Annotated in this window: 13 protein-coding genes; 8 read left to right on the top strand and 5 right to left on the bottom strand. The window is 68.2% G+C overall.

The genetic code is table 11. From position 1 onward, the window contains the following. Positions 1-11 precede the first annotated feature (11 nt). Positions 12-965 (bottom strand): hypothetical protein, encoded by a 954-nt coding sequence (locus AB7P10_RS08855; RefSeq protein WP_428293481.1) that lies wholly within the window; start codon positions 963-965, stop codon positions 12-14. 481 nt (positions 966-1,446) lie between these two features. On the opposite strand from AB7P10_RS08855, the gene AB7P10_RS08850 reads away from it, so the two are divergent. Together AB7P10_RS08850 and AB7P10_RS08845 are read left to right on the top strand one after the other, a co-directional pair. Continuing rightward, the gene (locus AB7P10_RS08850) at positions 1,447-2,151 is read left to right on the top strand and encodes a ProQ/FINO family protein (protein ID WP_428293480.1); all 705 of its coding nucleotides are present in this window, start codon (positions 1,447-1,449) and stop codon (positions 2,149-2,151) included. Further along, complete coding sequence (locus tag AB7P10_RS08845; protein ID WP_428293479.1) at positions 2,148-3,413, top strand: MFS transporter; 1,266 nt, start codon at positions 2,148-2,150, stop codon at positions 3,411-3,413. Before AB7P10_RS08850 ends, AB7P10_RS08845 begins: the two co-directional genes overlap by 4 nt. On the opposite strand, the gene AB7P10_RS08840 is transcribed toward AB7P10_RS08845, so the two are convergent. From AB7P10_RS08840 to AB7P10_RS08830, 3 genes are read right to left on the bottom strand one after another with little or no spacing between them, the layout of a single operon-like run. Then, complete coding sequence (locus AB7P10_RS08840; RefSeq protein WP_428293478.1) at positions 3,377-4,678, bottom strand: FIST signal transduction protein; 1,302 nt, start codon at positions 4,676-4,678, stop codon at positions 3,377-3,379. The genes AB7P10_RS08845 and AB7P10_RS08840 overlap by 37 nt on opposite strands. Positions 4,679-4,721: 43 nt before the next feature. Beyond that, complete coding sequence (locus tag AB7P10_RS08835; RefSeq protein ID WP_428293477.1) at positions 4,722-5,570, bottom strand: PhaM family polyhydroxyalkanoate granule multifunctional regulatory protein; 849 nt, start codon at positions 5,568-5,570, stop codon at positions 4,722-4,724. A 34-nt stretch (positions 5,571-5,604) separates the two neighbouring features. Further along, positions 5,605-6,435 carry an enoyl-CoA hydratase/isomerase family protein gene (locus AB7P10_RS08830; protein ID WP_428293476.1) on the bottom strand — a complete coding sequence of 277 codons (831 nt, stop codon included), beginning with the start codon at positions 6,433-6,435 and terminating at the stop codon, positions 5,605-5,607. Between the two features lie 135 nt (positions 6,436-6,570). Here AB7P10_RS08830 and AB7P10_RS08825 point away from each other — a divergent pair, with 135 nt between their 5' ends. Both AB7P10_RS08825 and AB7P10_RS08820 read left to right on the top strand, forming a co-directional pair. Further along, positions 6,571-6,939 carry a TraR/DksA family transcriptional regulator gene (locus AB7P10_RS08825; RefSeq protein ID WP_428293475.1) on the top strand — a complete coding sequence of 123 codons (369 nt, stop codon included), beginning with the start codon at positions 6,571-6,573 and terminating at the stop codon, positions 6,937-6,939. 3 nt (positions 6,940-6,942) lie between these two features. After that, positions 6,943-7,383 carry a VOC family protein gene (locus AB7P10_RS08820; protein WP_428293474.1) on the top strand — a complete coding sequence of 147 codons (441 nt, stop codon included), beginning with the start codon at positions 6,943-6,945 and terminating at the stop codon, positions 7,381-7,383. A 21-nt stretch (positions 7,384-7,404) separates the two neighbouring features. On the opposite strand, the gene AB7P10_RS08815 is transcribed toward AB7P10_RS08820, so the two are convergent. Continuing rightward, on the bottom strand, positions 7,405-8,415 hold the full coding sequence (locus tag AB7P10_RS08815) for a fumarylacetoacetate hydrolase family protein (protein WP_428293473.1): 1,011 nt from the start codon (positions 8,413-8,415) through the stop codon (positions 7,405-7,407). Positions 8,416-8,632: 217 nt separating this feature from the next. Here AB7P10_RS08815 and AB7P10_RS08810 point away from each other — a divergent pair, with 217 nt between their 5' ends. The 4 genes from AB7P10_RS08810 (at position 8,633) to AB7P10_RS08795 (ending at position 11,978) form a co-directional block, all read left to right on the top strand. Beyond that, positions 8,633-9,508 (top strand): IclR family transcriptional regulator, encoded by an 876-nt coding sequence (locus tag AB7P10_RS08810; protein ID WP_428293472.1) that lies wholly within the window; start codon positions 8,633-8,635, stop codon positions 9,506-9,508. Continuing rightward, the gene (locus AB7P10_RS08805; RefSeq protein WP_428293471.1) at positions 9,505-10,653 is read left to right on the top strand and encodes a DUF3108 domain-containing protein; all 1,149 of its coding nucleotides are present in this window, start codon (positions 9,505-9,507) and stop codon (positions 10,651-10,653) included. Before AB7P10_RS08810 ends, AB7P10_RS08805 begins: the two co-directional genes overlap by 4 nt. Positions 10,654-10,806: 153 nt before the next feature. Beyond that, on the top strand, positions 10,807-11,091 hold the full coding sequence (locus tag AB7P10_RS08800; RefSeq protein ID WP_428293470.1) for a BTH_I0359 family protein: 285 nt from the start codon (positions 10,807-10,809) through the stop codon (positions 11,089-11,091). 80 nt (positions 11,092-11,171) lie between these two features. Then, positions 11,172-11,978, top strand: a complete 807-nt coding sequence (locus tag AB7P10_RS08795) for a ChaN family lipoprotein (RefSeq protein ID WP_428293469.1) — start codon at positions 11,172-11,174, stop codon at positions 11,976-11,978. The last annotated feature ends 60 nt before the right edge of the window (positions 11,979-12,038 follow it).

The raw sequence follows: 12,038 nt of genomic DNA, 5'->3' as shown, positions 1-12,038 counted from the left end.
CCCCGGCCACCTCATCGCAGTCCGAACTGCTCGGGCAGCAAGCCAGCCTCCGCGTACAGCGCGTACTTCGCCACGCAAGCACGCGCGGCCTTTTGCATGGCCTCGCGTCGCAGTTGGCTGTGCTCGATGAGCGCGGCCGCCAGTTCATGTGCCGCCAGAGCCTCGATCCTGAAGCCGTTCTCCGCGTCCTGCCGCACGCGTTCGGCCTGGGCAACCCGTTCCTTGACCCTGGAATGGTCTGCAGCCGACTGCTCATAGCGCTCTCGGGCATCCGTGAAAGGAGACGCCGCCTTCTTGCAGGCGTCGTGCATGCGCGTTGTCCACGCACACCTGTGCTCCGGTGTCGGAGCCGCCCAGGGCGTCATCGCTTGCCGACGCCGCGCCCGCTCTCGCGCAAGTTGCTTCAGCGCCTCATCGCTGCCCAGGTGGCGCCATTCGCTGGCGCGTTCCAGTCGCCCCATTTCATCTGCGTCGACCGCCTCGAAATTCGGTGCATCCTCCTCAAGCTGCACGGGCAGCAGCCGCGTCAGCCGGGTGAACGCGCGACCCGTCTTGTGCCAGGCGTCGCCTGCCAGCGTCGCGGTTCGGCGCGTTTCCGCCAAGGCCCTGGCCAGTTTGCGCATTTCAGGCGTCGGCTCCCCGCCCGCCCGTGCGTGCACGACGTGACACAGGCGATCAATTCCTGTCTGCGTGTCCAGCACGTCGAGCATCTGCAATCGCGCGATGTTGAGCGCGTGGCAGGCTTCAAACACCGCCAGCAGGCGAGCGTCGAGACCTGCGGGCGACGCGCTGCTGTCATGCGCATAGACATGTTGCAACTCCCGCGCGGCGCGACGAAGCACGGTGTGGATGTCCACGAAAGGCTGGTGCGCTTCCGGCGACCTCAGGGTGATCGGCGATGGCGGGTGTTCCAGCGGGTGCCCATGTGTGATTCGCACATCGGACTCTTCAAAAAGCGCGAGCATGTCGACTCCTCTACGCACAGGTGGACATTGGTGGTGATGAAGTAGTGTCCCGAACCTGCGCTCATGCACCAATAACTCGCTTGCACTATTTGTCGATCCACTTTGGCGCACGGCGCCATGCCCCCGTGCCACCATCGGAGCCGCAGCCGCAGGCTGTCCCAACTTCGTGATGCCGAATCCCTGCATCCCATGGAATGCCTGTGCCAGGGCTTGGGTCCGCCTGCGCCAGCCCATCCACGCCCTGAGTCTCTCCCTCACCTCGCTGAGTTCCATGGCCCCCAGCGTGCCCCCGGGCGAACTCGTCGAGATCTGCCACCGCTGTGGCGCATCCACGAGGCCTCCATCCTCGGCTTCCCTGTCCTGCACAGACCCGTCCACGCTTCCGTCTTGCGCGGCTTCCTGGAACTGAAAACCGCTGCCGCTTCGGCGCTGGCATGATGTCGCATTGCCCTGCGCCGCCGCCGGGATCCGAATCCGCCACATGACCCGACCCACTTCCGCACCCGACTCAACTGCCCCGACACGGCCCGCCCGCGCCCGCCGCACCGACCACCCGGGGGCACCGCGCAAGGGAGAGCACCGGCCCGCGCGGCCACATCCGGTGCTTGAACAACTGGCGCAGCTGTGTCCAGCCCTGTTCGGCGAAGCGCTCAAGCCCCTCAAGCGCGGCATCTACCAGGATCTGCTCGACACCCATCCTGACGTGCTGAAAGCGGACAGTCTCAAGGCCGCGCTCGCACTGCATACGCGCTCCACACGCTACCTCAGCGTGGTGGCATCGGGTCAGGAGCGCCATGACCTCGCGGGACAACCGGTGGAGGCCCTGGCGCCCGAGCACGTGCACCATGCACTGATCGAAGTCTTCCGCCGCCGGCAGAGCCGCACGCCGGAGGATCTGGCCCCGAAACTGCGCCAACGCCTTGCGCTGGCCTTCGAGGCCTCGGGGCTGGGCCGCGAAGCCTATGCCGCGCTGGTACAAAGCCGCGACCCGGCCACCAATGCCATCACGCAGGAAGCGCTCGACGAAGCGGCCAGCCGCGCTGCGCGCGACGATGCGCTTCTGCGCGCTTTCGAGGCGAGCGGACAGCCCATGGAGCAGTTCGCCGACAGCTACGGCCTGCCCGCGCAGGACGCCCGCCGCGTGCTGGAGCGAGCGCGAGCGCGCAAGGCTTCACGCACGACATGAAACCGTCCGCCGGCGCCGAATCACCGTATGCCTGGTGGCGCCTGCTGAGCTCGCTCGCACTCATGACCCTGGGCGGCGTGGGCATGTACTCCGTCACCGTGGTCCTGCCGCGCATTCAGGAAGATTTCGGCGTGGCGCGTGGCGACGCCTCGTTGCCCTACACGATCACCATGGTGGGCTTCGGCGTAGGGGGCATCCTCATGGGGCGCCTGTCCGACCGTTTCGGCGTGATGGTGCCGGTGATCGGTGGCGCGATCGGCCTGGGCCTGGGCTTCATCGCGGCCGGCGCGGCCACCACGCTGTGGCAGTTCAGTCTCGCGCAAGGCCTGCTGATCGGCCTGCTCGGCACCTCGGCCACCTTCGCGCCCCTCGTGGCCGACACCTCGCGCTGGTTCACCCGGCGCCGCGGCATCGCGCTGGCGATCTGCATGAGCGGCAACTATCTGGCGGGCGCGGTCTGGCCGCCGGTGACTCAGCACTTCATTGACGCCGGCGGCTGGCGCGAGGCCTATGCCTTCATCGGCGTGCTGTGCCTGCTCACCATGCTGCCACTGGCGCTGGTGCTGCGCCCCCGGCCGCCCACGCTGGCGCCGGAGCGGGACGTGGCTGTCGCGATCACCCCCGTGGGGGACCGGCCTCTCGGCCTCTCCCCGGGCGCGTTGCAGGCGCTGCTGTGCGTGGCCGGTGTGTCGTGCTGCGTGGCCATGTCCATGCCGCAGGTCCACATCGTCGCCTATTGCACCGACCTGGGTTTCGGTGCCGCGCGCGGTGCTGAAATGCTCTCGGTGATGCTGGGCATGGGCGTGGCGAGCCGATTGATCTCGGGCTGGATCTCGGATCGCATCGGCGGACTGCGCACGCTGCTGCTGGGCTCCGTGCTGCAGGGCGTCGCGCTGCTGATGTTCCTGCCCTTCGACGGACTGGTGCCGTTGTACCTGATCTCCGGGATGTTCGGCCTGTTCCAGGGCGGCATCGTGCCCAGCTATGCCCTGATCGTGCGCGAGCACTTCGCGCCCATGCAGGCCGGGGTGCGCGTGGGCACGGTCCTCATGGCCACGCTGATGGGCATGGCGCTGGGCGGATGGATGTCGGGCGCGATCTTCGACCTCACTGGCTCGTACCAAGCCGCCTTCATCAACGGCATTGGCTTCAACCTGCTCAACGTCGCCATCGTGCTGTTCCTGCTGGGTCGTGCCCGCGCGCGCGGCGTCGGCCTGGGGCGGACTCAGGGCATGGTGAACACCGTCAGCACGCCTGTGTAGCCATAGAGCCGATGGTGCGCGATCTCGCCGCCGGCGAAAAAACCCACCAGCGGCACGTCGCCCAGCGCGCGGTGCACGGCATTCAATTCGGCCCCAGGGCTGCCAAAGTGAGGCCCGCCACGACCGGAGCAACTCACGTACACAGCGCCGGCAATGCGCCGCGCAGGATGCGGGCCGGCGTGCACATCGGGCGCCGACAGGGCCGTGGCCACCGAAAGACTGAGCTCTTCCGGTTCAAGCTCCTCGCGCACCTCGGCGCACACGCGCACCAGATCGGCGCGGGCCGCCTGGACGTTGCGCTCGCAGAAAGCCAGCCGCGAGCCGACCGGCGCGACATCGGCGATGGCCACGCCGCGCCGGCCCGGGTCCAGCCCGATCAGATGGCGCACCAGCACCTCGGAACCGAACTGGCCACGCACGCGCGGCGCGGGCGTTTCGTCGGCACCTTCGCGCGGTGGCAAGGGAGGCGACAAGCCCACCAGCGTGGCGCGCAGGCGCGGCATGGCCTGCTCGGGCTGATCGAGCGAGATCACGCGCTCGCGCAGCAGCACGTCCAGCGCGGGCTCGTCATCGAGTGTGAGCACGAGGTTGCCGTCCGCGGCGGTGACGGTGCGCTCGCGGTCCACCGGTTGCGCGCCTTGCGTGACGCGGGAAATCAGGCCCACGTCGATCCCGAAGGCCACGCCACTGAGGCCACCGCGAAACACGCCGCTGGCCGCGCCCTGGCCACGGAGGTTGCCGCCACTGCCCAGGGAGAACTGCACGCTGGCGCCACGGCTGGCCGCCAGGCCGCCGAACACGTAGCCGCTGCGCGTACGGTCCGCCATTTCGGCGATCAGGCCCGCCAGCTCAGGGGTGCCGGCATCGGCATGCACCAGCGCTGTGTGGGCCACGAACCCCTCGGCCCCTGCCGCGCGGCCGCTGGCGGGCAGTGGCGCCACGCCGCTGAAGACGCGGTACTGGTCAGGGCCGAGGTCGCACAGCATGACGCACAACGCCGGTTCGTCGAAATACTCGACGTTGTTCGCCGACACGCCCACGCCGACCGTGCCGGCCCAGTCGGTCACCTCGGGCAACTCGGCACTCAGGTGCTCCAGGATGGCCTGGGCGTCGTCGGCGTAGTGGTCGGTGATGTAGAGGAGCGCCAGCGTAGGGGAGGTGGCGAAATCGGGCAAGGCCATTTGCGCACGCAGCTGCGCCAGCACCAGGGCGGCAGCCATGCGCCATTGCGGATGGGTGGCGTGGGCGTGGGGGAAGAGCTTCATGCGAGAGCGGCGGTGCGCCTGGCAGGGATGCGGCGGGTGATGCTCAGCGGCGGCGCGGCGTCTTGCGCGACGCGCTCTTGCGAGCAGCGGGCGCCTTGCCCGCTGGTTTCGCGGCGGCGGGCGCGCTGACCGCGCGGGCCGCCCCCGCCGCGGCGCCCAAGTTGCGCGTGACCGTGCCGGAGAGATTGCGCGCGGCCTTGCCCGCCACGCCGGTGGCCGTCTTCACCGCGCGGTCGGTCAAACCCGCGGCCAGCTGGCGCGTGGTGTCCAGCGTGGTCTGCCGGGCCACGTCCTTCATGGCGTTGCTGGCGATCTGCTGGAACTGCTGCGAGAGCGCGCCCCACCACTGCACCGGATCCACCACGCCGCCCTCCGGCGCGCCGGCCTTCTTGCCCGGGGCCGCCTTGGCCGCAGCCTTGCGCGGGGCGGCCTTGCGCGCAGGGGCGGGAGGTGGGGGCGGCGCGGCTTTCCCGTAGGTGCGCGGCGGGATCTCCAGTCCCGCGAACTGCGCCGGCGGCTGTGCCGCCACGCCACTGAACCCGGCCAGGGTGTCGGCGGCCTTGATCTTGAGCGCGTTGGCCACGTCGCCCATGTTGAAGTTCATGGTCTTGAGGGTGGACAGCGTCATCTTCTGGACCTCCAGCGCCTGGATGGTCGCGCCCAGGGCCTTGGCGTTCTGGTCCAGCCAGAAATGCACCGCCTTCAATTCCTCGATGCGCTTCTCGAGGTCTTCAACGTTGAAGGTGGGGGCCACCCAATGGCCCAGGTTGGGCAATTGCGGAATGTTCTGGCTGATTCCCTGGGCCACGCCACCGGCGGCCTGGCCCGCCAGGTTCTGCAGGAACTCGAAGCCGGGGACGAATTTGCCGAAACCGCTGGTGGTGTCGCTCATGGAAGTCTCCTGTCTCCGTGCCGTCGGGTCCGTCTCAGCCGTCCACGCCATAGCGGGGTGCACGGCGCTCACGCAAGGATGCCACACCTTCGCGCACATCGGGACCGGCAAAACCCATGAATTCGAGCGCCAGCGAGGTGTCGAAGGCCGGGCCGGCCTGGCGCAGCCAGTTGTTGAGCGAGTACTTGGTCCAGCGGATGGCGGTCTGGCTGCCGCTGGCCAGGCGGTCGGCCACCTCGTAGGCTTTGTCGAGCAGGGCTGCGTCGTCCACCGCGAGCGACACCAGACCGATGCGCTCGGCTTCCTCCCCGCTGATGGGGTCGCACAGCATCAGGTAGTACTTGGCCTTGGCCAGGCCGCACAGCAGGGGCCAGACGATGGCAGCGTGATCGCCCGCAGCCACGCCCAGGCGCGTGTGGCCGTCGACGATCTTCGCGTCCTTCGCGGCGATGGAGATGTCGGCCAGCAGACCGGCCACCAGACCCGCTCCCACCGCAGGGCCATGCATGGCGCTCACGATGGGCTTGTCGCAGTTGATCACGTTGTAGACCAGGTCGCGCGCTTCCTTCCACACGCGGGTGCGCACCTCGAAGTCGGTCGCCATGTCCTGCACAAGGGCCAGGTCGCCCCCACCGGAGAATCCCATGCCACTGCCGCGCAGCACGGCGCAGCGCACGCTGTCGTCGCGCCCCACGTCGCGCCAGATCTCACTCAGTTCCCAGTGCCCCTCGTGTCCCGCAGTCGGCAACTTGCCGTTGCCACCCGGGCCATCGGCGCGCATGCGGATGTCGAGCACCGAGGGCACGCCGTCCACGGAGGGGCCGCGGCGGGTGATGTCGAGGGTCTGGTAACGGCTGTAGTCCACTGCGGGTCTCCTTCTGGGTATCAATGAAGGGGCCAACGATCACGGGTCGCGGCCCTTCAAGGATTGTGCTTGACCTGCGTCAAGCCACGCGGGCGTCATCAGGCGCAAGATGACTCGCTACTTCAGGAGACTGCCATGACTGCCGCCTTGTCCGACACCTTTCAGGCCCAGCTTGTCGCCCTGCGCGCCGAGGCACTGGCGCAGTTGCGCGCACGCCGGGGCGGCGCCAGGAGTCGGGTCGAATCGGCCGCCGATGCACTCTCCGAGGTCAGCGATGACCAGGCCAGCGCCGACACCGAGCGCGATCTGGCGTTTGCCCTGGAGGAGCGCGAGTCGGCCGAGCTCGTCGCCATCGACGCCGCGCTGCAGCGCATCGCCGACGGCAGCTACGGTCTGTGCGTGGACTGTGGCGTGGCCATTCCCACGGCACGCCTGCATGCCAGCCCCACGGCGATGCGTTGCGTCGCCTGTCAGGACAAGCTTGAACGCGCTCGCTATGCTTGAGGCATGACCGCCAGCAGCCCCGCCCTCGCCACCCGCAGCCTCTTTCATTTCGCCTTCAACGTCACCGACCTGGACGCCGCGCGCGGCTTTTATGGCGGCGTACTCGGTTGCACCGAGGGCCGCAGCACCGACACCTGGGTGGACTTCGACTTCTTCAGCCACCAGATCTCGCTGCACCTGGGTGAACCGTTCCCGACCGCGCGCACCGGCCGTGTGGGCGACCACCTGGTGCCGATGCCGCACTTCGGCCTGGTGCTGCTGCTGCCCGAGTGGAAGGCGCTGGCCGCGCGGCTGCAGGCCGCCGGCGTGGAATTCGTGCTGCCACCGCAGGTGCGCTTTGAAGGCGCCCCCGGCGAGCAATGGACGATGTTCTTCTGCGACCCTTTCGGCAACCCGATCGAGGTCAAGGGTTTTGCGTCGATGGAGCAGGTCTACGCGGGCTGACGCTGCCCACCCGACGGTTTCTCAGGCCTGCAGCGGCGCGATCTTCTGATCGATCGCGCCAAACACGGACAGCCCGTCCTTGCCTTTCATTTCGATGCGGATGGTGTCGCCATACTTCATGAAGGCGGTCGAGGGCTGCCCGTCGAGGATGGTTTCGATGGCACGTTTCTCCGCAATGCAGCTGTAACCCTTGGGCCACTCCTTGCGCCCGTCCGCCTCCACGCCCTTGTTGCTCACGGTGCCGCTGCCCACGATGGAGCCGGCGCGCACGTTGCGGGTCTTGGTGATGTGCGCGATGAGCTGGCCGAAATGGAAGGTCATCTCGGGCCCGGCCTCGCACATACCAACCTTGCGGCCGTTCCATGTGCTCTGCAGCGTGAGGTGCACGCGTCCGCCCTGCCAGGCATCGCCCAGTTCGTCAGGCGTGACCGCGACCGGGCTGAAGGCGGTGGCCGGCTTGCTCTGGAAGAAGCCGAAGCCCTTGGCCAGTTCGGCTGGGATCAGGTTGCGCAGCGAGACATCGTTGGCCAGCATCAGCAGCCGCACGCCCTCCAGCGCCTGCTCAGGGGTGGCGCTCATGGGCACATCGCCGGTGATCACCGCGATCTCGGCCTCGAAATCGATGCCGAAGTCCTCACTGGCGACCACCACGTCCTCGCACGGGCCGATGAAGTCGTCGCTGCCGCCCTGGTACATGAGCGGATCGGTGTAAAAGGAGTGCGGCACTTCGCTGCTGCGCGCCGCGCGCACCAGCTCCACATGGTTGATGTAGGCCGAGCCATCGGCCCACTGGTAGGCGCGCGGCAGCGGCGCCATGCACTGCGCCGGGTCGAACGGAAACGCGTGACGCGCCTTGCCCTGGTTGAGGGTGACGTACAGATCCTGCAACTGCGGGCTGATGAAGTTCCAGTCGTCCAGTGCTTGCTGGAGTTTGTGTGCGATGCCGGTCGCATAATGCGCCGTGCTCAGGTCGCGGGAAACCACCACCAGTTGTCCGTCGCGCGAGCCGTCTTTGTACGTGGCCAGTTTCATGCAAGTCTCCTGCTGTCGGGTTGGTCGGGTGCGATGCACCCCAAGATGAGATGGGTGGCGCGCCGCGTGGCGCACAAAATTACGGATAGTGAAATTGATTAACCTATGCGTAAGACCAGGATTCTAAGTCAAACCCCATGGCACACGGAAAGACCCGATGCAGCACGATGGAACCCGTGCCCCCCGTTTTCCTCCAATCCCTGTGACCGAAGCCCGCATGCCCGCCGCCAGACACACCGCCGCTGACCTCGACACCCGCGAAGAGGGCGAACCCCAGCGTGCCGGCATCCAGTCCGTCGAAGTGGGCTTTGAACTGCTGGAAGCCCTCTCGCAGGCGCCCGGCGCGCTGATGCTGCGCGACCTGGCCGCCGCCGCCCACATGAGCGCGGCCAAGGCGCACCGCTACCTTGTGAGCTTCCAGCGCATGGGTCTGGTGATGCAGGACCCGGTGAGCACGCGCTACGACCTGGGGCCCGCCGCGCTGCGCCTGGGGTTGGCGAGTCTGGCGCGCGTTGACGCGGTGAAGCTCGCCCGCGAGCGCATCGACGGCCTGCTGACGGAAACCGGACACACGCTGGCCATCGCCGTCTGGGGCAACCAGGGGCCCACCATGGTGCACTGGACCGAAGCCCCGCAAACGGTGCCGGTGACGCTGCGCCTGGGTGACGTGATGCCCCTGCTGACCTCGGCCACGGGGCGCTGCTTTGCCGCCTTCATGGGCACCGAGGGGCGCGACGCGCAACGCATCGCGCCCATGATCCGCGACGAACTCGCGCGCCTGAAGAAGCTGCCGCGCAACGGCAACCTGCCATTGGCGGATGTGCCGCAATCGCCCAGGGACGTGGAAGAGTTGCTGAACGACATTCGCCGCCGTGGCCTGGCGCGCGTGGTGCACAGCCTGCTGCCCGGCGTGGGCGGCTTCTGCGCACCGGTGTTCGACGCCCAGGGCCGGCTTGCGCTGGGCATCGTGGTGCTCGGCTCGGTCGCGACACTGGACACCGACTGGGGCGGCGTCCCCGCCACCGCCCTGCTGCGCTGCACCCGCCAACTCAGTGCCGACCTGGGGCACGGCCCCGCCATGCCTCGCCCGTGACGACCCACCAGACACCGTCAAGCGGATCGCCGCGCTGGCCCGTGCTCGCCACGCTGGTCTCGGTGGTGCTCGGTCTGCACATGGTGCTCCTGGCAGGGGGCCTCGCGCCGGGCATTGCCCCCGCCACCAGCGCCGTGTCCGCGCCACAGCGGCTGGCCCACGCCGACCCACAGTCCGCCGGGCACCACCACGCCACAGCACCACGCCCGGTTCACGTGAGCAACGTGCGCTGGATCACGCCGGCACCACCTCCTGTGCCGGTCACGGCGCCGTTGCGCCAACGCCGGACATCCGATCGCGCAACCACCGTGGCAGCCACCGACATCGCCGTTGCGCCTCCCTCCGCGGATGCCGCCGCTCCGCAGGCCATTGAGCCCCCGGTCGATGCGCCGCTTGCCAGCCACTCGCCCGAGCGCGTGCCCGAGTACATCGAGGCCACCGCCCCGGACGCGGCGGTTCTGGTCGCAGCCGCAGGGTCCGACGCACCAGCCACCCCGACCGGTCTGCCGCCCGCGCAACCGCCGTCCAGCAACCGCCTGCTGTACGACGTGAGCGGCACCGTCAAGGGCATCGGCTACAGCGCTCAGGGCACGCTGGACTGGACCGTGGCCAACGGGCGCTACGACGCACGCATGGAGATGCGCGTGTTTCTGCTGGGCAGCCGCTCGCAGACCAGCACCGGCCGCATCGGTCCCGCAGGCCTGATGCCCGAACGCTTCGCCGACAAGAGCCGCAGCGAAAAGGCCGCCCATTTCGATGCCGACAATCTGCGCATCCGATTCAGCAACAACGCACCCGACGCACCCCTGCAACCGGGTGCGCAGGACCGCCTGAGCCTTTTCATGCAGCTCGCCGCCCTGCTGAGGGCCCGGCCCGAGGCCTATGCCGCCGGTCAGATGGTGGATATGCAGGTCGCCGGCACCGGCGACGCGCCCATCTGGCACTTCAAGGTGGGCGAGGAGTCGACCATCCAGTTGCCCGCCGGCGAGGTGCGCGCGCGCCAGTTCGTTCGCCTGCCACGCAAGGAGTTCGACAGCACGGTCGAGATCTGGCTCGCACCCAGCCTCGAGTACCTGCCGGTGCGTCTGCGCATCACCCAGCCGAATGGCGATGTGGCCGACCAGCAATTGAGCCAGATGCCCTGACGCATGAACACTTTTGTGCCAAAAAAGACACGCATCTTGAACTCGTGCGGAACGTCGCCACGTAAAGCTCACTCCCAACTGCATGCCGGCGTGAATTTGCCGATATAAGGTTGTCAGGAACGCAGGTCTTTTTTCTTCAAGGATATTTCAGTCATGCACATGCTTTACGACTCGGATGCCTTTGCTGTGGTCCACATCCTCGCCAACGCGCCGGCCGAGGGGGATACCGCCGCGGCCGACGGCCCGCAGATTCCCCGTCACGGTTTCGAGATCGTGGACAAGCGTTCGGGCAAGGAGGTCTACCTCGACGGCTCCTGGGCCGAGATGTTCCAGTTGCAGATCACCGCATGGCAACAGAGCACGCCCTCCCAGGAAGAGGTGGAAGACACGCTCGAGGGCTATGCCACGCTGGCACAGATGCCGGTCGTGATGCACTGAGTCCGAAGCCTCCCCCCAAGCCCGGCATCGCCGGGCTTTTTCATGCACGCCCTCGACGCCTGCGGGCTTAGCATCCACGCATGAACCGCACAACGCCCGCATCCTTGCTCTTGATCAGTGCGCTGCTGGTGGCCTGCGCTCACCCGAAGCCGTCCACCGTCACCGTGCTGCTCGACCGCGTATTGCCCACGCCCGTGCTCATGCTGGGTGAACAACACGACGCGCCCGAACACCAGGTGCTGCAGCGCGAAGTGGTCCAGCTCCTGGCGGCGCAGGGGAAGCTGGCCGCACTGATCATGGAGATGGTCGAGCAGGGTCATGACACCCTGGATCTGCCACGCGACGCCAACGAGGCGCGCGTGCGCGAAGCGCTCGCCTGGAGCGAACGCGGCGGCTGGCCCTGGCCGACCTATGGGCCGGTGGTGATGGCGGCGGTGCGCAACGGTGTGCCGGTGATCGGCGGCAACCTGCCGCGTGCGCGAATGCGCGACGCCATGGGCAATGGGGCGCTGGACGACCTGGTGGGCGAAGGCGTGCTGCGGCGCCAGCGCGATGGCATCCGGGACAGCCACTGCGGCCTGTTGCCCGAGGGACAGATCACACCCATGACACGCATCCAGCTCGCGCGCGACCAGGCGCTGGCGCAGACCGTGGCGAAGGCGGTCACTCCCGGCAAGACCGTGTTGCTGGTGGCCGGCAATGGCCATGTGCGGCGCGATCTCGGCGTGCCGTTGCACCTGCCCAGCAGCTTGGCGCACAAGGTGGTGATGGCACAGGCCGGCGCTGCGGCCGACTCTGATGCGCCACCTGCCGACACGGTCTGGGTCACGCCGGCGCTGCCGCCGCGCGACCACTGCACCGAACTGCGCCAGCGGCTCAAGCACTGAGCACGGCCACGGCATCACCGGCGCCGAAGCGCGATACACACCACCGGCAGGAACGCGAAC

This window comes from Hydrogenophaga sp. (assembly GCF_050182545.1).
Classification (GTDB): domain Bacteria; phylum Pseudomonadota; class Gammaproteobacteria; order Burkholderiales; family Burkholderiaceae_C; genus Hydrogenophaga.
This window is presented reverse-complemented; position numbering and strand designations above follow the sequence as displayed.